Genomic DNA, 21873 nt, shown 5'->3' with positions numbered 1-21873 from the left:
GGAGGGCCTTCGATGGCGGACCGCGATCAGCCGGGCGAGCAGCCCGTTATCATCAAGAAATACGCCAACCGGCGGCTCTACAACACGCAATCCTCCAGCTACATAACGCTCGACGACCTCGGCCGCATGGTGCGCGACGACGTCGAGTTCCAAGTGCTCGACGCGAAGACCGGCAAGGATATCACCCATGCCATCCTGACGCAGATCATCATGGAGGAGGAATCGCAGGGCGAGCAGATGCTGCCCGTCAGCTTCCTGCGCCAGCTGATCGGCATGTACGGCAATTCCATGCAGGCCATGATGCCGCCCTATCTGGAAGCGGCGATGAACAATTTCCGCACCAACCAGGCCAAGCTGCACGAGGCGTTCACCGCCAATGTCGGTCCGAACGCCTTCGCCAAGATGGCGGAGCGCAACATGGCCATGTTCCAGGCCGCCGCCAACGCCTTCATGCCGGGAAGCTCGCCCGCGCCGGGCGGTTCGGCGAATGGCAGGACGCAGCAGCCGGCCGACGACGCCGGACGCGACAGCGACATCGACGCGCTCAAGGCGCAGATGGCGGAAATGCAGCGCAAGCTGGACAAGTTGCAGGATTGACGACAACGGGCGACGCGCTCTCGACACGCCCTCCGGACATTGCCATTGGCGGCGACGGGTCATCCCCTTCCTTCCCGTGTTTCAGGACGCACCATGCCCGACATTCGCCACGCTCTATCCACCCGGCGCGCCGATGATTTCGCGGCCTGGTATCAGGAGGTCGTATCCGCCGCCGACATGGCGGAGGAATCGGGCGTGCGTGGCTGCATGGTCATCAAGCCCTGGGGCTATGGTATATGGGAGCGGATGCAGCGTCTGCTGGACGAGCGGATAAAGGCGACCGGCCACGACAACTGCTATTTTCCGCTGTTCATTCCGCTCGCGAATTTCGAACGCGAGGCCGCCCATGTCGAAGGCTTCGCAAAGGAAATGGCGGTCGTCACCCATCACCGTCTGATCGCTGACGGGAAGGGCGGGCTGATCCCCGATCCGGAGGCCAGGCTGGAGGAGCCGCTAGTGGTGCGGCCGACAAGCGAGACGATCATCGGCGACGCCATGAGCCGCTGGGTCCGCAGCTGGCGGGATCTTCCGTTGAAGCTCAACCAGTGGGCCAACGTGGTGCGCTGGGAAATGCGCACGCGCATGTTCCTGCGCACGAGCGAATTCCTCTGGCAGGAAGGCCACACCGCGCATGAGGATGCGGACGATGCGAGGGCCCATACCCTGCGCACGCTCGAAATCTATCGCGCCGCGGCGGAAGAGGATTTCGCCATCCCTGTCATCGCGGGGGAAAAGCCGGAGAACGAGCGGTTCCCCGGCGCGGTCGAGACCTGGTCGATCGAGGCGATGATGCAGGACGGCAAGGCCTTGCAGGCTGGCACCAGCCACTATCTCGGCACCAATTTCGCGCAGGCCTCGGACATCAGGTTCCAGGACAGGGACGGCGGCGAACAGCTGTGCCATACGACCAGCTTCGGCATGTCGACGCGCATGGTGGGCGGGGTCATCATGACGCATGGCGACGATGATGGCCTGCGCGTTCCGCCCGCCATCGCGCCGTGGCAGGTGGTCATTCTCCCGATGCTGAGGGACAATGACGGCGATGCCGCGGTACGCGACTACTGCGAGGGGCTGCGCGCCGGCCTCGCCGGCCAGACCACGCTGGGCGAGAAGCTGCGCGTGCTGCTCGACGACAAGCCCGGCAAGGCCGCGACCAAGCGATGGGACTGGGTGCGCAAGGGCGCGCCCGTCATCGTCGAGGTCGGCCCGCGCGACGTGGAAAATGGCGTGGTTTCCCTGCTGCGGCGCGACGGATTGTGGGACACGGCAACGGGCAAGCCCGCCTTCCAGTCGCCTTCGCGCGACCTGGCGATGCAGACCGTGCCGTCCATCCTCGACGACATGCAGAACGCCATGCTTGTCACCGCGCGCGAACGGCGCGATGCGAACATCGCTCGCGACGTTGCCGACATGGATGCGCTCGATGCCATTTTCGGCGACGACAAGCGCTATCCGGGATGGGCCGAGGTGCAATGGTCGCGCCCGACCGGCAGCGATCTGGACCGGGTCGTGGCGATGCTCAAGGAGCGCAAGCTCACTTTCCGCAACGTGCCCCTTCATGCGCGCCCTGCCGATGGCATCTGCCTGTTTACTGGCAAGCCGGCGATCGAGCGGATATACGTCGCGCGGGCCTATTGACGAAACGGCGTCGGGAGAGGGGAAGACCATGATCGATGCGGTGAAATACAACCTGTCGCACCTGACCGATTTCAGCGGGCGCGACGCCCGTCCGACATTCTGGTGGTACGTGCTGTTCCTTGCCATTGTGCAATTCGGCATCGGCATTCTCATCAGTATCCCGGTCATGACGTCGAGCATGGCGTCGGGCTTCTCGGCGGCGCGGTCCGGGGCGGACCAGGCGACGCTCGAGGCGCAGATGATGCAGCAGATGTCCGGTTCGATGGTGACGATGGGCTACATTTCCGCCGCGGTCGGCGTGGTTGTCACGCTGATGGGCCTCGCGGCCTTCGTCCGGCGGCTTCACGACAGCGGGAAGACGGGCTGGTGGGCGGCGATCCCGCTGGCGACGAAAGCAATCACCGTCCTGGTCGGGCTTCAGGCCCTGACCCGCATGACGCAGACCTTCGCGGCAGCGCGCGGTTCTGCGGATCTCGAGGCCATGCAGTCGCAGGTCATGGCGGCCAGCTGGGTCAACCTCGTCGGGATCGTGGGGATTGTCGTCATCATCGCGTTCGGCGTCATGAAGTCCGATCCGGCTGCCAATCGCTACGGCGAGGAGCCGGTCCGCCTTGGCGCCTGATCCGGCCTATCCCGCCAGTCCGCGCTCCATGTCGGCGCGAAAGGCGTCGAGGGTCACGTCGCGACCGAGGAAATCGCGCAGCAATTGCGCCGCCGGGCGCGTGCCGCCCGGTTGCAGCACCATGCGGCGATAGTCGGCCGCGACCTGCGGATTGTCGAGACCTTCGGCGGTGAAGCGGGCGAACAGATCCTCGGAAATGATCCGTGACCAGCCATAGGTGTAATAGCTCGCGCCATACCCGTCGAGATGGCCGAAAGCCGCCTGCATCTGCGAGTAATCGGGTTGCGGAATCAGCGCGTATTCGTCGATCCAGCGCCGTGTCGCTTCGCCCAGATCATCCGGTACGGGCTGGCTGTAGAAGTTGAGCGCGACATTGGCGTAGCCGAGCTGGGTCAGTTCGTGCAGTCCCTTGTTGAAATAGCGCGCCGCATTCATCCGCTCGACCAGATCGCGCGGGATCGTCTCTCCCGCATCGTTGACGGCGAAGGTCGCCAGCGTGGCGTAATCATAGACCCAGTTCTCCAGCATCTGGCTGGGCGCCTCGATGAAATCGCGCTCGACCGCGGAATAGCGTTGCCCGGTCCAGCGATGCGAGCTGCCGAAGATGGCGTGCAGGCCGTGACCGAATTCGTGCAGGAACGTCTCGACCTGACCGTGTTCCATCAGGCCCTTCGGCAAGTTCTGCACGATGGCCGAGACGGGCGGCTGTTCCTCGCTGCCGGGGTACAGGCCGATATGGTTGGCATGGGTGTACTTGCCGGGGCGCGGATGCGAATCGAGGTAGAAGCGCCCGATGACCTTGCCGTCCTCGATCATCTCGAACGCATCGACATCCTGGTGCCACAGGTCGGTATCCCATTCGACCACCGACACGCCGAACAGCCGCTCCGTCAGGCGCATCACCCCGTCGCGCACCCGGTCATAGCGGAAATACTGGCGGGCTTCCTGCGGATCGTAATCGTACAGGCGCTTCTGCACCCTGGGCGCGATCCAGGCAGTCTGCCACGGCTCGATCCGGTCGGCGTCGGGGCGCTGGTCCTTCAGCACCGACAGGCTGCGCTCGTAATCCCGCTTCGCCACCGGGCGCGCGGCCTGCGCGGTCTGCTCAATCAGCGCGCGCACCCGCTCGGGCCGGTCGAGCATCTTGCCCTCCAGGTTGAGCGCGGCGTAGTTCTCCCGTCCCAGCAGCTCGGCCTTTTCCTGGCGCAACGCGAACAACCGGCGCAGCAGCGCATCGTTCTCGGGCCAGGCGCGGCGAAGGTAGAGTTCCTGATAACGGCGTCGCAGATCGTCGCTGTCGGCATAGGACATGACGGGACGGTAATCGGTGCTGGCGGTGGTCAGCGCGATACGCCCGTCCGCGTCGGCGGCGTGCGCGTCGAGGAAATCTTGTGGCAGACCGGCGAGTTCGTCCTCCGTGACGCGCAGCGTGCGGTCGTCCTCGGCGACGTTGCGCGCCAGGGCGATGCTGATCTCGCTCAGTTCGCGGTTGATGGCCGCCATCCGGTCCCGCCCGGCATCATCCAGTCCGACGCCGCTGCGATCGTATTCGTCGAGGATATCCCGATGATATGCGCGCGTTTCGTCGTCGGCCTCGGATACGTCCACCGCCTTGAGGCGGTCGTAGATCGCGCGCGACAGGCTGATCTCGGACCGGACCGCGCTGGCCCGCACCTCGCACTGCGCCGCGACGTCACGAAGTTCGGCCGTCAGGAGAACCTCCTGGTACAGCGCGAATTCGGATTGCGTGGCCGAAAGCATGGCCGCCATGTCGTCGTAACGGGTCAGCGTGTTCTCCACCGTCGCCCGCGCCGTGTCGTTGGCGAGCGCGGTGCGCTGGATATCGACCAGACCGAGATAGGTGTCGCAGCGCGCCGTCAGGTCCGCGGCCGACGGATTGGCCATGACCGGTCCCATCGCCGCGCGGGCGGTGCCGGGTTCGGGAGGAAGATCGGGCGAGGCGCTGCCGGGCATGTCGTGCATGCTCAGGAAACCGCCGTCCGCCACGCGCGGTTCCGGCGCGTTGCAGAGCCTTGCCAAGCGCCCGATTTTGCGCAAGTTTTCCCGCCATGCGAAACACAATCACGATCGCGAGCCTGCTCGCCGCCGCCGCCGCTTCCCCCGCCTGTGCCCAGGACGACCCCGCCGCCGCCGTCAGCGAGGCGCGGTTGCGCGCCGATGTCGAGCGGATGGTGGCGTTCGGCACGCGCCACACGCTATCCAGCCAGACCGATCCCGAACGCGGCATCGGCGCGGCGATCGAGTGGGGACTGGGGCAGTTCGACGAGGCTTCAGCCGCCTGCGGAGGGTGCCTGGAAACCCTCTTCATCGAGGACCGGGTGACGGGCAACCGCATTCCCGAACCCGTGCGGATCCGTAACGCCGTCGCCATCCAGCGCGGGACGGAGCGGCCGAACGAGGTCGTCATCATCCAGGGCCACATCGATTCGCGCGGCTCCGACGTCATGGACGCGCAGGTCGATGCGCCAGGCGCCAACGACAATGCCAGCGGCAGCGCCCTCACGCTGGAGGCGGCGCGCGTCCTGAGCGGCCACGACTACCCGGGCACCATCGTCTACGCGCTGCTCTCCGGCGAGGAGCAGGGCCTCTATGGCGGTAACCTGATGGCCGAGTATGCGGCGGAGCAGGGCTGGACGGTCAAGGCGGTGCTCAACAACGACGTCGTCGGCGGATCGTGCGGCAGCGACGGCGTGTGCGACGATGCCCATGTGCGCGTCTTTTCCGAAGGTATCCGCGCCGATGCGGACGATCAGGTGCGGGCCGCCATGCGCAGCCGGGGCGGGGGGAACGACAGCCCCAGCCGCAACCTCTCGCGCTATCTCGACGGTCTGGCCGAAGGCGATCCGCAGGGTCTCGACGTCCGCCAGACCTGGCGCAGCGACCGCATGGGACGGGGCGGCGACCACCTGCCGTTCCTCGACCGCGGCTTTCCCGCCATCCGCTTTTCCGTCGCCATCGAAGATTACGAGCACCAGCATCAGGATCTGCGGACCGAGGACGGTGTGACCTATGGCGACACGGTTGACGAGATGGACTTTCCCTATCTTGCCAAGGTCACGCGCCTGAACGTGCGCGCCGCCGAGAAGCTGGCAGCCGCTCCCATGCCGCCGGCGGTAACGGTGGATGGCATCGTGCGGCCCGATGTCGAGTTCACCTGGGCGCCGGTGGAGGGGGCCGCGTCCTACAATTTCTACAAGCGCCGCACCGACGCGCCATACTGGGAGGACGAGCCGTTCCTCACTATCCGGCAGGAGGATGTTCCCGAGGGCGGCGTTCCGATCACGATGGAGGGGCGCGACAACGGCGTCGAGCGCCCCCGCATCGTCTGGACGCATGACGACATCACCGTGACAGTGCCCACGCTGCGCGGCGACGACTGGATCTTCGGCCTCAGTTCGGTTTCGGCTGATGGCGTGGAAAGTCCCGTCGCCAGCGCCGTTCCCGGCGGCGCGTTCAGCCCGCTGCCGGAATCAACGCAGGACTGAAGGGGCCGGTCGCACCATTGCCGAAGGGGGTCTGCGTGCCTACCTGAGAAGGCATGAAATCAGATAAATTCCAGGGTCTGCCCGACAGGGATCAGATCCTCCACTTCATCCGCGCTGCCGAAAAGGAAACCGGCAAGCGCGAAATCGCGAAACATTTCGGCCTCAAGGGACAGGAAAAGATCGCGCTCAAGGCGCTGCTGAAGGACATGGCCGAGGAAGGCCTGATCGACGGCAACAAGAGCGCCTATACCCGCATGGGAGGAGTGCCCAAGGTTACGGTACTCAAGATCGTCGACATCGACGATGGCGAGCCGGTCGCCGTTCCGGAAAGTTGGCAGCCGGACGACGGCGGTGCGCCGCCGCGCCTGCGGGTGGTTGAAAAGACCGGCAAGAAGAAGCGCGCGGCCCTGCACAAGGGCGACCGCATCCTCGCCCGGACCGAGGAGCACGGCGTCGGCGAAAAGGCCAGCTGGATCGCCCATCCCATGAAGAAGCTGCCCGCGCGCGAGGAAGCGATGCTGGGCGTCATAGAGATCGACGGGGGCGGCAAGGCCTGGCTCGCGCCGGTGGACAAGAAGATCCGCTCCAGCGCCAGGGTCAGCGATCCGGGCGAGGCGGAGGAGGGCAACCTCGTGCTCGCCGAACCGGTCGGCAAGGGCCGCAATTCGGGCGTCAAGGTCACGCAGGTACTGGGCGATCCGCTGGCGCCCAAGAGCTATTCGCTCATCGCCATTCACAAGTTCGACATCCCGCACATCTTCCCGCAGGACGTGCTGGACGAGGCGCAGGCGGCAGCCAAACTGCCCGTCACGACCGACAAGCGGGAGGATCTGCGGCACCTGCCCATCGTCGCCATCGACCCGGCGGACGCCCGCGATCACGACGATGCGATCTGGGCCGAGCCCGATGGCAAGGGCGGGTTCGACGCGCTCGTCGCTATCGCCGACGTATCCTATTACGTGCGCCCCGGCAGCGATCTCGACCGGGAGGCGAGAAAGCGGGGCAATTCCGTCTATTTCCCCGACCGGGTCGTGCCCATGCTGCCCGAGGTGCTGAGCTCCGACGTCTGTTCGCTGGGCGAGGGGGAAGACCGCGCGGCGATGGCCTGCCGCTTCCGCATCGACAAGGACGGGCGTATCTCCGACTGGCGTTTTACCCGCGCCGTGGTCCGCATCGAACAGGTGGTCGCCTACGAGGACGCGCAGGCGCGGATCGACGATGGCAGCGCCGGTGAAAACCTGAAGAACCTGTGGGCCGCTTGGAGGGCGCTGGCGTCTGCCCGCAGCGACCGCGATCCGCTCGACCTCGACCTGCCCGAACGCAGGGTGGTGCTGGACGAGAAGGGTCGCATTGCCGAAATCGCCGTGCGCGAACGGCTCGACGCGCACCGGGTGGTGGAGGATTTCATGATCTCCGCCAACGTCGCGGCGGCCAAGGCGCTCGAAAGCAGGGCCAGCCCGGTCGTCTACCGCATTCACGAGCCGCCCACGCGCGAGAAGCTGGTGTCGCTGAAGGACTATTTCGAATCCATCGGCCGCAATCTCGCACTCGGACAGGTCATCACGCCGGGTCTGTTCAACCGCATGATCAAGGACGTGGGAGACGATCCGGCCGAAAAGGCGCTGGTGATGGAGTCGGTTCTGCGCAGCCAGACGCAGGCCTATTACGGCCCCGCCAATGCCGGCCATTTCGGGTTGGCGCTGGGCAGCTATGCCCACTTCACCTCGCCCATCCGCCGTTACGCCGATCTGCTCGTCCACCGCGCGCTGGTCGATGCGTTCGGGCTGGAGCAGCCGAAACCCGGGGGCGCCATCCCCGCGAGTTCGGGCTTGGCCGACCGGGACCGCGACGACCTCGGCAAGATCACCGAGGCGATCAGCCATACCGAGCGCCGGGCGATGGAGGCCGAACGCGACACCGTCGACCGCTACGTCGCCGCATGGCTTTCCGCGCGCGTGGGCGAGACGTTCGAAACCCGTATCACCGGGGTCCAGAAATTCGGCTTCTTCGCCACCATTGTCGGCCTCGGTGGGGACGGGCTGGTGCCCGTCAGCACGCTGGGCCGCGAATACTACGCCTATGACGAGGGCGCGCATTCGCTGACCGGCGAGCAGAGCGGGACGAGCTACACCGTGGGCGACGTGCTGCAACTCAAGCTGAGCGAGGCCAATCCGCTGACCGGCGCGCTCAAGTTCGACGTACCGGACAGCGATGGCCGCAAGGTCGAGCCGCGCGGCGACTGGCCGGACAGGAAATCGCGAAGCCAGAAGCACCGCGGCCCCCGCAAGGATGCGCGGGGCAAGCACCAGGTGAACAAGCGCGGCCGGCCCGGCAATATCCGCCATCAGGGCCGCGGACGGACGAAGAAGTAACGGAACGCATAGCGCTCGCGCGCGCTGGTAGGGCAGAAGGAGACGACATGCTCAAACCCAACCAGCCCGCCCCCGCCATCGACCTGCCGCTGACGATCCAGGCGAAATTCGTCCTCGCGGACCAGTCGCCCGATCTGTTCACATGGCTGATCTTCTATCGCGGGCGGCACTGCCCGGTCTGCAAGAGCTACCTTGAGGAAATCGGCTCGCGTCTGGACGAGATCACCGGGGCGGGCCTTTCGCCCTTCGCCATCAGCATGGACGACAAGGATCGCGCGATGACGGTGGATTCGGACTGGAAGACCGGCGACCTGCCGCTCGTCTACGATTTGAGCGAGGACAAGGCGCGCGAATACGGCCTGTATATCTCGCAGAAGCGCGAGGGGACCGACGAACCGGACGTGTTCAGCGAACCGGGCATGTTCCTGATCCGACCGGATGGCACCGTCTACATGGCGCAGGTGCAGAGCGCGCCGTTCACCCGTCCCTCCATCGATCAGCTGCTGGACGGGGTGAAGGTCATCAAGGACAAGGATTACCCGGCGCGCGGCACGCGCACCTGATCGCGGGCAGCGGTCAGCTCAACCGGTCGATCTCTTCCACGGAAAGATTGCCCGGCACGATGAAAAGCGGGCAGGGCAGGCTGCCGACGCTGCCCGAAAAGTGCGTCACGAGCGGTCCGGGCCCACCTTCCGACGCGGCGCCGAGCACCAGGGCGGCGACCTCGGGATGTTCGGCGAGGTAATCGGCGATCACCGTCTTGCTTTCCCCCACACGGACCGCGATCTGCGGCATCTTGCCGCTTTCGTGCATCAGTTCTCCCGCGGCGGAATTGGCCAGCACTTCCGCCCGGTCGCGCGCTTCCTCCTCGATGGTCGCCTGGATGCCCCCGAAGGCGTTGAACGCCTGTTTCGGCACCAGCGCCAGCAGATGCACCACGCCGCCGGTCTTCGCCGCGCGGCGGGCGGCAAAGCGCAGGGCGACTCGCGCTTCCTCCGTCTCGTCGATGATCGTCAGATAGACGCGCATGGCTCTCCCCCGTTTCGCGCCGGTATCGGGGGAAAGCCCGCGCGGCGCAAGACTGCCTTGCCCCGCACCGGCAAATTGGCCAAGGAACGCGCATACGCCAATTCGACCGCAAGGATGCCAGACACCCATGCCCACCGCCATCAAGATGCCCGCCCTCTCGCCCACGATGGAGGAGGGCACGCTAGCCAGGTGGCTGGTGAAGGTCGGCGACCGGGTCTCCTCGGGCGACATCATGGCCGAGATCGAAACCGACAAGGCGACGATGGAATTCGAGGCGGTGGACGAGGGCACGATCGCCCACATTCAGGTGGAGGAGGGGACCGAAGGCGTTAAGGTCGGCACCGTCATCGCCACGCTCGCCGACGAGGGCGAGGACGCAGGCGAGGTCGAGCCGATGGGTGATGGCGGCGCGGCGCCCGCGGCGAAGGAGGACGAGGCATCGGAACCGCCCGCGCCTGCGCCCGCCCCCGCGCCTGCTCCCGCCGCCGGACCGGCCCCGACGCCCTCTCCCGCGCGGCAATCCGCATCCGCCCCGGCCCCCTCGGGCGACCGCATCGTCGCATCTCCGCTGGCGCGGCGTATCGCCGAGCAGAAGGGTATCGACCTGTCGGGCGTGGAGGGCAGCGGTCCCAACGGACGCATCGTGAAGGCCGATGTGGAGGGCGCCGGCGCCGGCGCCGCGAAGGCCGCGCCTGTCGCCGCGCCCGTGCCGACGCCGGCCGCCGCGCCCGCACCCGGCCAGGGCCAGGATTTCGGCATCCCGCACGAGGCGGAAAAGCTGTCCGGCATGCGCAAGACCATCGCGCGCCGCCTGACCGAATCCAAGCAGCAGGTGCCGCATATCTACCTCACGGTGGATATCCGTCTCGATGCGCTGCTCAAGCTGCGTGGGGAGCTGAACGCCGCGCTGGAGCCGAGCGGGGTGAAGCTGTCGGTCAACGACCTGCTCATCAAGGCGCTCGCCCGATCGCTGGAGCAGGTGCCCGCCTGCAACGTGCAGTTCGCCGGCGACACCATGCTGAAGTTCAGCCGCGCCGACATTGCCGTCGCGGTATCCATTCCCAACGGGCTCATCACGCCCATCGTGAAGGATGCGGGCGGCAAGGCGGTGAGCGCGATCAGCTCGGAAATGAAGGATCTCGCCGTTCGCGCGAAGGATGGCAAGCTGGCTCCCGAAGAATATCAGGGCGGCACCGCCAGCCTTTCCAACATGGGCATGTTCGGCATCAAGCAGTTCGAGGCGGTCATAAACCCGCCCCAGGCGATGATCATGGCGATCGGCGCCGGAGAGAAGCGGCCCTATGTGGTCGACGACGCCTTGCAGATCGCGACGGTCATGTCCGCCACCGGCAGCTTCGACCACCGCGCCATAGACGGGGCGGACGGGGCGCAGTTGATGAAGGTGTTCAAGGAACTCGTCGAGGCACCGCTGGCCCTGGTGGCGTGACGCTTTCCTACACCGCCTCGCCCTTGCCAGGGCAGAGGATCGCATTTTTCGAAACGAGGAAAAAACCGTCCGGTGCAGTGTCAACTTCGCATATCCGGTAGAAGTCTTTGATCATGAACGCAAAAACGGTGCAATTCGCGCTTGTCGGCGTGTCAACTTCGTCGCCTTCGCATGGCTGATCGCGATCCCGCCATCCGCGTCACCGCAATGCCCGCCGACGCCAACGCCTATGGCGACATCTTCGGTGGCTGGCTGATGAGCCTGATGGATTCGGGTGCCGGCCTGGTCGCCGCGCGCCGGGCGAAGGGCAGGGCGGTGACGGTGGCGATGGACGGCGTCGAATTTCACCGCCCGGTAAAGGTGGGAGACGAGGTTTCGGTCTATTGCACGATGCAGAAGGTGGGCCGCACCAGCATGGTCATCGCGACCGACGCCTACCCCCGGGAGCGCCATTCGGAAGAGGAGCAGCTCGTCACCAGCGCGCGCTTCACCTTCGTCGCGGTTGACGACGGCGGCAAACCGCGGGCGGTGGACGCGTAGCGGGCAGAAAGAGAGAGGTCGCCCGGCCGCGCGGCGGGCGAAGCAGATGGAGTAGCAAGTGGCAGACAAATACGACGTCATCGTCCTCGGTTCCGGTCCCGGCGGCTACGTCGCGGCGATCCGCGCGGCCCAGCTCGGCCTCAGGACCGCCATCGTGGAGCGGGAGAAGCTGGGCGGCATCTGCCTCAACTGGGGCTGCATCCCAACCAAGGCGCTGCTCCGCTCCGCCGAGATCAAGCACTACATGGACCATGCGAAGGATTACGGGCTCAAGGTCGCGGGCGCGATCGAGGCGGATCTCGAGGCAGTGGTGAAACGCAGTCGCGGCGTGGCGGATCAGCTCAATCGCGGCGTCACGGGCCTGATGAAGAAGAACCGGATCGACGTCCACATGGGGGAAGGGCGCCTGACCGCCCCCGGCAAGCTGGAGGTGAAGGGCGAGAAGGGCACGCAGACGCTGGAAGCGAAGCACATCATCGTCGCCACCGGGGCGCGGGCGCGCGATCTTCCCGGTCATCCGGCGGACGGCAAGCGCATCTGGACCTACCGTCACGCCATGACCCCGTCCGAGATGCCGAGCAGGCTGCTGGTCATCGGATCGGGCGCGATCGGGATCGAATTCGCCAGTTTCTACAACGACATGGGGGCGGACGTTACCGTGGTCGAAATGCTCGACCGTATCGTGCCGGTGGAGGACAAGGACATTTCCGCCTTCCTCGCCAAGTCGCTCGGCAAGCAGGGCATCGCCATCCGTACCGGAGCCAAGGTCGAGATCGCGCACAACGGCGCGAAGGCGGTCAGCGCGACGATCACCGGTGGCGACGGCAAGGCGCAAGAGGCGGAATTCAGCCATGTCATCGTCGCGATCGGCATCGTCCCCAACCTGGAGAATATCGGGCTGGACAAGCTCGGGATCGAGATGACGGACAAGTCCTTCATCAGGATCGACGATTACGGCCGCACCAACGTGAAGGGTGTCTGGGCCATCGGCGACTGCACGCCCGGCCCGTGGCTGGCGCACAAGGCAAGTCACGAAGGCGTGACCGCGGCCGAGGCCATCGCGCAGGAACTGGGCAATGCCGACGTCCATCCGCACAAGCTCGACCGCACGGCCATTCCGGGCTGCACCTATTGCCACCCGCAGGTGGCCAGCGTCGGCCTGACGGAAGCGGCGGCGAAAGATGCCGGATACCAGGTCAAGGTCGGTTCCTTTCCCTTTATCGGCAACGGCAAGGCCATCGCGCTGGGCGAGGCCGAGGGGATCATCAAGACGGTGTTCGACTCCAAGACTGGCGAACTGCTCGGCGCGCATATGTGCGGCGCGGAAGTGACCGAGCTGATCCAGGGCTACACCGTGGGCAAGGTGCTCGAGACGACCGAGGCCGAACTGATGAACACCATCTTCCCGCATCCCACCCTGTCGGAAATGATGCACGAAAGCGTCCTTTCCGCGTATGGAAGGGCGATCCACATCTGACCTGCCTTACGGCCCGAATGGAGCGACGAACCGCTCGTCGCTTTTTCGGGAAACCGGAGCGGTGCCATGTCGTTGATTTCGCGAGAGGAGAGCTTTCGCGATGGAATATGAGATCGACGACCAGCCGCAGGGCGCAAATGGCGCTGCCGAGGAAGACGACAATGACAGCGCGGTCGTGCGCGATCACCGGGCCTTGAAGAACCAGTCATCGGTCAATCCCCGGGATTACCCCGACCGCAAGGACCGCGCGCTCGAGATACCAGAGCAGGAGGACGATCAACCGCAAATGCGATAACGGGCAGCGGGCATAGTGACATCTCGCCTCGACCCGGTTAGCAGGCGAACGCTCGCGCATCGGACAGGTGGCAGAGCGGTTGAATGCACCGGTCTTGAAAACCGGCAAGGGTGCAAGCCCTTCGTGGGTTCGAATCCCACCCTGTCCGCCATCCGGCCGGTTTCGCCCTTTCCAACACCGATGCGCAGCGACTAGACGGGTTTTCATGACTGCCAAGATACTGCGCCGCGCCGGCGCCCTTGCCGCCGCCCTCCTGTTCGCCGCCTCCCCGGCGAACGCCCAGGAGATGAGCTTTTCCGGCTATCTCGCACAGGTGGCAGAGCACGCTCGCAACGAAGGGGTCAGCCAGGCCACCATCCAGCAGGTGCTTTCGGGCCTGACGCCCAACATGCGCGTACTCGAACTCGACCGCGAGAATGTCGGCTCGGGCGGGTCGTCCGATAATTCGAATTTCCCGTCGATGGCGAACTACATCGCCCGTCACAATACCGCCGCGCGGATCAGCGGCGGGCATCGCAAGCTGGCGGAACTCGGTTCGATCGCCGCCCGGACGGAACAGCAATACGGTGTGCCGGCAGAGATCGTCGTCGCCATCTGGGGGCACGAGACAGCCTACGGTCAGGTCATGGGCGGCTTCGACCTTCCCCGCTCGCTCGCCACGCTCGCCTGGGAAGGGCGAAGGCGCGCCCTGTTCGAGCGCGAGCTGATCGATGTCCTCAAGATGGTCGACCAGGGCGTGCCCCGCGGCGACCTTGTCGGCAGTTGGGCAGGGGCGTTCGGAAACGGCCAGTTCCTGCCGAGCATCTATCTGCGCCTGGCGCAGGATGGCGACGGCGATGGCGACAAGGACGTCTGGCATTCCGATGCCGATACGATGGCCTCCATCGCCAACTACTTTCGCGATGCCGGCTGGCGCCCCGGCCAGCCCTGGGCGGTGCGTGCCTACGTGCCCAACAGCGCGGACCGCTCGGGCATCGACGACCACATGACATCGCCAGTCTGCCCCCGCGTTCACGACCGTCACAGCCGCTGGCTAACGGTGCGCGAGTGGCGCGAGCGCGGGGTGCAGCCCCAGGGCTATCTGGCGGATGATGTCATGGCGTCGCTGTTCGAGCCCGACGGACCCGCCGCGCCCGGCTATCTCTTAACCCAGAATTATAGGGTCATCCTCGAATACAACTGCTCGAACTACTACGCGATGAGTGTGGGATTGCTTGCAGATGAGATCGCCCGGTAACGCGGACCGCCGTTTTTCGTCCAGCCTTGCCAAGAGGCTAATGATCCTGCTCGTTTGCGCCGGCGTCTCGTCCTGCGCAGCCGGGGCGGGGGACATGGAACGGACGCCGGGCGCGCTGGCCCGGCCGGCCAACGGACCGCGATCGGACTATCCGATCACGGTTGGCGATCCCTACACCGTCGCGGGGACGACCTTCACGCCGGTCGACGCGCTCAATTACGACGAAGTCGGCTATCTCGCCGCGGAAGCCGAAACGCTGGGCATCACAGGCGCGCACCACACCCTGCCGGTACCCAGCTATGTCGAGGTCACGTCGCTCGAAACGGGGCGCACTGTGCTCGCGCGTATCGAGCGCCGCGGTCCGATGGCGTCGACGCATCTGCTGGCCCTGTCGCCGGCAGCGATGGACCAGCTCGGCGCGGCGCCGGGTGGTCCGGTCCGGGTTCGGCGGGTCAATCCGCCGGAAGAGCAGCGAGCGATGCTGCGTGCCGGCGATGCGGCTCCGCTGCGCATGGATACGCCGATGTCGCTGGTCGAGGTGCTGCGGCGCCGCCTGCCCGAGAGTGGCCCCGCTACGCCGAGCGCGGGGGACCGGGCGAGCCGTGCGGACGAGACTGCCGCGCCGACCGCTATCGCGACAGTTTCTGTCGAACCCTCCGCGGCAGCGGGCGAAGCCGGTGGTCCGACGCCGCCTGCCGAACCGCCCCCGGCGGGCGAAGCGCTTTCCGAACGCGGGCCTGCCCCGCCGGTGACGAGCGGCGGCGAGGGCGCCTTTCGCGTCCAGGTCGCGGCCTTCTCCACCAGGGAACGGGCTGCCAACGCGGCTGCGGCGCTGGGTGGCGAGGTCGTGCCTTCCGGACGATACTTCCTGTTGCAGACCGGACCGTTCGCAACTCACGCCGAAGCCGACGCCTCGCTCGCCAAGGTGCGACGGGCCGGTTATAGCGACGCGCGAATCCTCACCAGCGGCTGAGCGCGAACGCCCGCCGCCAAGAAACGGGGCGCAAAGGGCGTGAAACGGGCGACAGCGAAGGCGATGGCAGCCGGTGCGGCAATGCTTGCGCTCGCCAGCCCGGCGCGGCCGGAAATTCAGCCCGAGCGGACCGGCGTTCCGCTTCCCGCCGCCAACGCCGCACCGGTGCCGGAGGATATTCCGGTTGCCCTTCTGGTCGATCTCACCAACGGGCAGATCCTGTTCGAGCGCGAGGCGGATCGGCGCTTCATGCCCGCTTCGGTCACGAAGGTGATGACCGTCTATACCGCCTTCAAGCTGATAGACGCGGGCCAACTGCGGCTCGACATGCCGTTCCGCTACACGCAGGAACTCGAAGACGCCTGGTATGCCGAGGGGTCCAACATGTTCCTGCGCGCCAACGACCGGCCGACGATCGCGCAATTGCTGCTGGGCATCACGACGGTGTCGGGCAACGACGCGAGCGTGGCAATGGCGGTGGCGGCAGCGGGATCGCTCGACAGATGGCTGGAACTGATGAATGAAAACGCCGCCGAACTGGGCATGCAGAACACGCATTTCGGATCGCCGAACGGCTATCCCGACGGTGGGCAGACCTATACCTCGGCGCGCGATTTGGCCTTGCTGGGGGAGGCGGTGACCCAGCGTTACCCGGCGCTCTACCACCGTTTCTTCGGCCACCGCACGCTGACCTGGGGTGATATCACGCAGGGCAATCACGACCCGGTCACGGGCCGCGTGCCGGGTGCAGACGGGCTGAAGACCGGTTTCACGAACGAGGCGGGTTACACCTTTCTCGGCTCGGCCAGGCGGGGTGACACGCGCCTCGTCATGGTTCTCGCCGGTTCTCCCACGGCGCGCGAGCGCGACACCGCGGCGCGCGCGCTCCTCGAATGGGGGTTCGAAGCCTTCGATCGGCGCACGATCGTGCCGGCCGGTGCAAAGGTGGCGCGGGCACGGGTGCAGGACGGGGCCGAAGATGCCGTGCCGCTCGAGCCTGCGAGCGATGTCGTGGTCGCCCTGCCGCGGGGCATGCGGCCGGATCGTTACGCGCTCGAACTCACCTATCGCGGACCGGTGGAGGCACCTGTCGCCAAGGGGCAGCCGGTGGCCCGGCTGCGTCTCTCGATCGACGGCCGACCCACGCTCGACCTGCCGCTCGAAGCCGGGGAAGCCGTACCGCGCGCCAATCCGCTCCAACGCGTCGTCAATGCCGTGGAAAGCTGGCTGACATGACGGAGGGCCGCTTCATCACGTTCGAGGGCGGGGAGGGCGTCGGGAAGTCCACCCAGGCGAAAATGCTCGCCGACGCGCTCGCGGCGCGGGGCTTGCCAGTGCTGGAGACGCGCGAACCCGGGGGAACCAGCGGCGCCGAGGAAATCCGCGCCCTTCTGTTGCATTCACAAGGAGAGTGGAGCGCGCGGGCGGAGGCGTTGCTGTTCGCGGCGGCGCGGGCGGACCATGTGGAGAAGGTCATCGCGCCCGCCCTCGACGCCGGGAAATGGGTGGTGTGCGACCGCTTCATCGATTCGTCGCGCGCCTATCAGGGCGGGGGAGACACGCTGTTCGATGATGCCATCATGGCAATCCATCAGATCGGATCCTGGGGTCTCCTGCCCGATGTCACGATCCTCCTGACTGCCAACCCGGCGGAAATGCGTCACCGTCTGGCGGCACGCGACGGGGACGGTGCGGACCGGATCGGCGGACGTCCGCTCGCCTATCACGAAAGCGTCGCGGCGCGGTTTCGTACGCTGGCGGCCAGCGAGAGCGAGCGTTTCACGGTGATCGATGCGGCGGGCTCCCCCGAGGATGTCCACCAGCGCATTCTCCAGTCGCTCGCCCCGCTCATCGGGGAGGGTGGTTGACCTACCTCGGACACGATACCGCGTGGGCGCAGTGGCGCCGCGCGATGGCGGGCGGGCGGATGCACCACGGCTGGATCCTGTCGGGTCGCCGCGGTGTGGGCAAAGCCGCCTTCGCGATGGCCGCCGCGAGAGAACTCGTGGCCGATCCCGCCGTGCCGCAACCGGTCGGCGATCATCCGGACATCCGCTATCTCAGCCATCCGCCGAAAAACGATGATGAAGCGCGCAAGCGCGATAGCGGCAAGCCTTACGAGATCGCCCGCAACATCAAGATCGATCAGGTTCGCGCCCTCCAGCGTCGACTGACCACCCGGCCGACCCTCGGCTCGCGCCGGGCCGTCATCATCGATCCTGCGGACGATCTCGAAAAGAACGCCGCCAACGCCTTGCTCAAGAGCCTAGAGGAACCGCCCTCCGGCACCTTCTTCCTGCTGATCGCGCACCGGATAGGCCGGCTGCTGCCCACCATTCGTTCGCGCTGCCGCGTGCTCGATTTTCCTCCGCTAGACGAAGGCGACATGCAGGTCGTACTCGCTCGCGAAGCGCCGCAGGCCGACAGCAAGATGCGCGAGGCAGCCATCGCTGCGGCAAGCGGATCGCCCGGCGCGGCGCTCGAGTTCGTCGAACTCGATCTCGGCAAGATGCACGCGCTGATGCAAACGATCGCCGAGCGCGGCGACCCGGATTTCGCCCTGCGAGGGCGCCTGGCCAATGCGATGGGTTCAAGGCCCAGTCGCCAGCGTCAGCTTGCCGCGATAGACCTTGCAAGGGCCGTGGTGACCGACCGGATGCACAGCGTGCAGCCCGCTGGAATACCCGCGCTGGTCGATGCGCACGGTGCCCTCGCGCGGCTGGCCGGGGAGGCCCCGACATATAATTTCGATTCCGGTCTGCTGGTGATGGAAATCGGCACCTTGCTAGGCAATCTCGCCGCTTCTAGGGGTGCGGCCAATGGCTGACCCGTTCTACATCACCACAGCGATCCATTACCCCAACGGGCGTCCGCATATCGGCCACGCTTACGAGACGATCGCGGCCGACGTTCTCGCCCGCTTTCATCGGCTGCGCGGACGCGAGGTGCGATTTCAGACGGGTACCGACGAGCATGGGCTGAAAATGGCGCAGAAGGCGCGCGACCTGGAAACGACTCCGCGCCAACTGGCGGATGAGATGTCGGGCTATTTCAGGGCGTTGTTCGATGATCTCGATATCAGTTATGATCGCTTCATTCGCACGACGGAGGCCGAGCATCACCGGGCGAGCCAGGAGATGTGGAGGCGGATGGAGGCGACCGGCGATCTGTATCTCGACCGATACGAGGGATGGTATTCAGTTCGCGACGAGGCTTATTACGACGAGAGCGAACTGACTGATTGGGAGGGGGGCGAGAAGCTTTCCCCGCAGGGAACGCCGGTCGAGTGGACCGTCGAGGAGAGCTGGTTTTTCAGACTGTCGGCCTATCAGGACAGGCTTCTGACTCTCTATCGCGACAATCCCGGCTTCATCCGCCCCGAGAGTCGCCGCAACGAAATCCTGCGCTTCGTTGAAGGGGGCTTGCGAGACCTTTCCATCAGCCGGACGAGTTTCGACTGGGGGGTCAGGGTTCCGGGCGACGAAAGCCATGTCATGTATGTCTGGGTAGATGCCCTCACCAACTATCTGACGGGGCTGGGTTTTCCGGATGAAACAGGCGACATGCTAAAGTTCTGGCCGGCGGACGTCCATCTTATCGGCAAGGATATTACGCGGTTCCACACGGTCTACTGGCCAGCTTTCCTGCTGAGCGCCGGGCTCGCGGTTCCCAGACAGGTTTTCGCCCACGGCTTTCTGCTGAACCGCGGACAGAAGGAGTCCAAGTCGCTCGGCAACGTCACCGATCCCGGCGCGCTGGCAAGGCAGTACGGCGTCGATGTGCTGCGCTACTTCCTGCTGCGCGAATTCAGTTTCGGACAGGATGGGAGCTACTCTGCGGAAGCCATTATAAACAGGGCGAATGCGGAACTCGCCAACAGCTTCGGCAATCTGGCCCAACGCGTCCTGAGCTTCATCGCCAAGAATTGCGGTGGGCGCATCGAGGCCGGCGCTTTGCCCGGCGATGCGGACCGTGCGCTGCGCGAGCGCGTGCACCGTGTGTGCGCGGTCGAACTGCCCGGGCAGTTCGAAGAGCTGGCCTTCGCCGCGGGGCTGGAAGCGTGGATGCAGGCTGTCTATGCGTGCAACGCCTATGTGGACGAGCAGGCGCCATGGGCCTTGCGCAAGACAGATCCTGAGCGAATGGCGCGCGTTCTGGCGACGTTGTGCGATTGCATCCGTATGCTCGCCATCGCGATTTCACCGGTCATACCAAAGTCTTGCGCAAAGATTCTCGACGCTCTTTCCATTCCGGCCGAGGACCGGAGCTTCGCCGCGCTCGACACGAACAGCGCCCACGGCGTCATCATGGTCGACAGCCCCACGCCCGTCTTTCCTCGATTGGAAGTCGGGGGCGGGGGCACCCCTTGACCCTCTCGGCTCCCCTGATCGACAGCCATTGCCACCTCAACTACGAGGGATTGTCCGATCGGCAGGACGAGATACTTGGCAATGCGCGCGCCCGCGGCGTCCGGGGCTTTCTCAACATTTCCACCCGTCAGTCCGAATGGCGCGACGTCGTTGCCACTGCGCATCGCGAAACCGATGTCTGGGCCACGGTCGGGATCCACCCTCACGAGGCGGACCGGCACGCCGATCTGGGGCGGCGGGCGTTGCGCGACGCCACCGACGATCCCCGCGTCGTCGGGATCGGGGAGAGCGGACTGGATTTCTACTACGACAGGTCAGACCGGGACACGCAACGCGTTCTGTTCCGCATGCACATAGATGTAGCGCGCGAAACCGGTCTGCCGCTGGTAATCCACACGCGCGAGGCCGAGGAAGATACCCTTCGGATCCTCAACGAAGAGATGAGGAAGGGCGTTTTCCCAGCCCTCATCCATTGCTTCACGGCCTCCGCCCGTTTCGGTCGCAAGGTGCTCGAACTCGGCCTGACGATCTCGATCTCTGGGATCGTGACCTTCAAGAATGCCAAGGAACTCCAGGCTTTCGTCACGGAGATACCCGCGGATCGTCTGCTGGTGGAAACCGACAGTCCGTTTCTCGCCCCCGTTCCGCATCGCGGAAAGACCGGAGAGCCTGCTTTCGTTCGCGACACGGCGCAATTCGTCGCGGACCTGCGCGATGAGCCGCTCGACGAACTGGCGCGAGCGACGACGCGCAATTTCTTCAGCCTGTTCGCCAAGGCGGACCCGGCCGGCAGCGACCCGGGAGTGGCCACGTGAAGCTCATCATGCTCGGGTCCGGCACGTCGACCGGCGTGCCGCGCCTCGGAAATGACTGGGGCGAATGCGATCCGGCGCAACCCCGTAACCGCCGTTCTCGCGTATCCATCGTGGTAGAGAGCGACGAGGGGCGCCGCTTGCTGGTGGACACCTCTCCCGATCTGCGTCGCCAGCTTCTCGACAACGAGATCGGCAGCATCGACGGCGTTTTCTGGACGCATGATCATGCCGATCACTGTCACGGCATCGACGACCTGCGCCCGCTCCGGTTCGGCCGCTCGACCGGCATACCCGGTTTCGCATCGGCCGAAACGGCGCGGCGCCTGCGAGCTCGGTTCGGATATGTCTTCGCCGGCCAGCACGGATATCCCAGTATCGTGCAGCTGGCGACGCTGGACACGATGCGCATGCATGCGGGGTTTGGCGTCGATAGCGAGGAGATGCCGCATGGCGCGATCTGCTCGACCGCCTATCGCTTCGAAGCCGATGGCAAATCCATTGGATACGCTACTGATTTCGCAGAGATAACCGATGGCATGGTGGATCTCTTCGACGGGGTGGACATCCTCGTTTCGGATTGCCTGCGGCGGGAAAAGCATCCCACGCACGCCAATCTCGAGATGGCAATTGCTCTCGGCAGCCGGAGCCGCGCCGAGATCACGGTGCTGACGCATCTGGACAAGAGCATGGATTACGCCGCGCTCAGTCGAGAAATACCCGACAACGTCCTGGTCGGATATGACGGGCTGGAACTGGCTGCGTGAGTTCGGCGCAGGCCGTTTCGCTCGTCGCTCTTGTCGGCTGGGGAATTCTCGCGGCGTCGGCCTACCGGGCGCACCGGATCGACGCAGCGAAGACGACGCGTATTTCCTTGATCTGGCTCACGATCTTCGCAACGCTTTTTCTGGTCGTGGAGCTGCTCAGGTGAAGGAACCCACCGCATGGAAGCCTTCGT

Annotated in this window: 21 protein-coding genes and 1 tRNA gene; 20 read left to right on the top strand and 2 right to left on the bottom strand. The window is 65.7% G+C overall.

Annotated features, from left to right (window positions below):
• The first annotated feature begins 12 nt into the window (after positions 1–12).
• The 3 genes from phaR (at position 13) to EG799_RS00510 (ending at position 2857) form a co-directional block, all read left to right on the top strand.
• Positions 13–597, top strand: a complete 585-nt coding sequence (gene phaR / locus EG799_RS00520) for a polyhydroxyalkanoate synthesis repressor PhaR (protein ID WP_123877581.1) — start codon at positions 13–15, stop codon at positions 595–597.
• A gap of 93 nt (positions 598–690) precedes the next feature.
• The gene (locus EG799_RS00515; protein WP_123877579.1) at positions 691–2235 is read left to right on the top strand and encodes an aminoacyl--tRNA ligase-related protein; all 1545 of its coding nucleotides are present in this window, start codon (positions 691–693) and stop codon (positions 2233–2235) included.
• Between the two features lie 28 nt (positions 2236–2263).
• Positions 2264–2857, top strand: a complete 594-nt coding sequence (locus EG799_RS00510) for a DUF805 domain-containing protein (protein WP_158610965.1) — start codon at positions 2264–2266, stop codon at positions 2855–2857.
• A gap of 6 nt (positions 2858–2863) precedes the next feature.
• Here the strand turns inward: EG799_RS00510 and EG799_RS00505 are convergent, their stop codons facing one another.
• A complete protein-coding gene (locus EG799_RS00505; protein ID WP_123877576.1) occupies positions 2864–4897 on the bottom strand; it encodes a M3 family metallopeptidase in 2034 nt (677 codons plus the stop codon).
• A gap of 29 nt (positions 4898–4926) precedes the next feature.
• Here EG799_RS00505 and EG799_RS00500 point away from each other — a divergent pair, with 29 nt between their 5' ends.
• Genes EG799_RS00500 through EG799_RS00490 form a run of 3 tightly spaced genes read left to right on the top strand, consistent with a single transcriptional unit; the run spans position 4927 to position 9298 of the window.
• A complete protein-coding gene (locus EG799_RS00500) occupies positions 4927–6363 on the top strand; it encodes a M28 family peptidase (RefSeq protein ID WP_181950855.1) in 1437 nt (478 codons plus the stop codon).
• A gap of 53 nt (positions 6364–6416) precedes the next feature.
• A complete protein-coding gene (rnr, locus tag EG799_RS00495) occupies positions 6417–8735 on the top strand; it encodes a ribonuclease R (protein ID WP_123877573.1) in 2319 nt (772 codons plus the stop codon).
• 47 nt (positions 8736–8782) lie between these two features.
• Positions 8783–9298: a peroxiredoxin-like family protein gene (locus EG799_RS00490; protein WP_123877571.1), complete on the top strand. Its 516-nt coding sequence runs from the start codon at positions 8783–8785 to the stop codon at positions 9296–9298.
• Positions 9299–9311: 13 nt separating this feature from the next.
• On the opposite strand, the gene EG799_RS00485 is transcribed toward EG799_RS00490, so the two are convergent.
• Positions 9312–9764, bottom strand: a complete 453-nt coding sequence (locus EG799_RS00485; RefSeq protein WP_123877569.1) for a universal stress protein — start codon at positions 9762–9764, stop codon at positions 9312–9314.
• A gap of 127 nt (positions 9765–9891) precedes the next feature.
• On the opposite strand from EG799_RS00485, the gene EG799_RS00480 reads away from it, so the two are divergent.
• From EG799_RS00480 to EG799_RS13895, 14 genes are all read left to right on the top strand, one after another.
• Entirely contained in the window at positions 9892–11211 is a 1320-nt protein-coding gene (locus EG799_RS00480) for a pyruvate dehydrogenase complex dihydrolipoamide acetyltransferase (protein ID WP_123877566.1), read from the top strand.
• 171 nt (positions 11212–11382) lie between these two features.
• Positions 11383–11751 carry an acyl-CoA thioesterase gene (locus EG799_RS00475; RefSeq protein WP_123877563.1) on the top strand — a complete coding sequence of 123 codons (369 nt, stop codon included), beginning with the start codon at positions 11383–11385 and terminating at the stop codon, positions 11749–11751.
• Positions 11752–11809: 58 nt separating this feature from the next.
• The gene (gene lpdA, locus EG799_RS00470; protein ID WP_123877560.1) at positions 11810–13228 is read left to right on the top strand and encodes a dihydrolipoyl dehydrogenase; all 1419 of its coding nucleotides are present in this window, start codon (positions 11810–11812) and stop codon (positions 13226–13228) included.
• Positions 13229–13328: 100 nt separating this feature from the next.
• A complete protein-coding gene (locus tag EG799_RS00465; RefSeq protein WP_123877557.1) occupies positions 13329–13523 on the top strand; it encodes a hypothetical protein in 195 nt (64 codons plus the stop codon).
• A gap of 61 nt (positions 13524–13584) precedes the next feature.
• Positions 13585–13674: transfer RNA gene (locus tag EG799_RS00460), tRNA-Ser, on the top strand.
• Between the two features lie 54 nt (positions 13675–13728).
• Positions 13729–14760, top strand: a complete 1032-nt coding sequence (locus EG799_RS00455; protein WP_123877552.1) for a lytic murein transglycosylase — start codon at positions 13729–13731, stop codon at positions 14758–14760.
• Between the two features lie 40 nt (positions 14761–14800).
• Positions 14801–15733, top strand: a complete 933-nt coding sequence (locus tag EG799_RS00450; protein WP_234028949.1) for an SPOR domain-containing protein — start codon at positions 14801–14803, stop codon at positions 15731–15733.
• Positions 15734–15772: 39 nt separating this feature from the next.
• Entirely contained in the window at positions 15773–16969 is a 1197-nt protein-coding gene (locus EG799_RS00445) for a D-alanyl-D-alanine carboxypeptidase family protein (RefSeq protein WP_234028948.1), read from the top strand.
• A complete protein-coding gene (gene tmk / locus EG799_RS00440) occupies positions 16966–17601 on the top strand; it encodes a dTMP kinase (RefSeq protein WP_123877549.1) in 636 nt (211 codons plus the stop codon). Before EG799_RS00445 ends, tmk begins: the two co-directional genes overlap by 4 nt.
• A complete protein-coding gene (locus EG799_RS00435; protein WP_123877546.1) occupies positions 17598–18560 on the top strand; it encodes a DNA polymerase III subunit delta' in 963 nt (320 codons plus the stop codon). The genes tmk and EG799_RS00435 overlap by 4 nt, the downstream gene beginning before the upstream one ends.
• Positions 18553–20103, top strand: coding sequence for a methionine--tRNA ligase (gene metG, locus EG799_RS00430; RefSeq protein ID WP_123877543.1), 1551 nt, complete (start codon positions 18553–18555; stop codon positions 20101–20103). The genes EG799_RS00435 and metG overlap by 8 nt, the downstream gene beginning before the upstream one ends.
• Positions 20100–20918 carry a TatD family hydrolase gene (locus EG799_RS00425; protein ID WP_234028947.1) on the top strand — a complete coding sequence of 273 codons (819 nt, stop codon included), beginning with the start codon at positions 20100–20102 and terminating at the stop codon, positions 20916–20918. Before metG ends, EG799_RS00425 begins: the two co-directional genes overlap by 4 nt.
• Positions 20915–21682 carry an MBL fold metallo-hydrolase gene (locus EG799_RS00420; protein ID WP_123877541.1) on the top strand — a complete coding sequence of 256 codons (768 nt, stop codon included), beginning with the start codon at positions 20915–20917 and terminating at the stop codon, positions 21680–21682. The genes EG799_RS00425 and EG799_RS00420 overlap by 4 nt, the downstream gene beginning before the upstream one ends.
• A complete protein-coding gene (locus EG799_RS13895; protein WP_158610964.1) occupies positions 21679–21846 on the top strand; it encodes a hypothetical protein in 168 nt (55 codons plus the stop codon). Before EG799_RS00420 ends, EG799_RS13895 begins: the two co-directional genes overlap by 4 nt.
• The last annotated feature ends 27 nt before the right edge of the window (positions 21847–21873 follow it).

This window comes from Aurantiacibacter spongiae, from assembly GCF_003815535.1.
GTDB lineage: Bacteria > Pseudomonadota > Alphaproteobacteria > Sphingomonadales > Sphingomonadaceae > Alteraurantiacibacter > Alteraurantiacibacter spongiae.
This window is presented reverse-complemented; position numbering and strand designations above follow the sequence as displayed.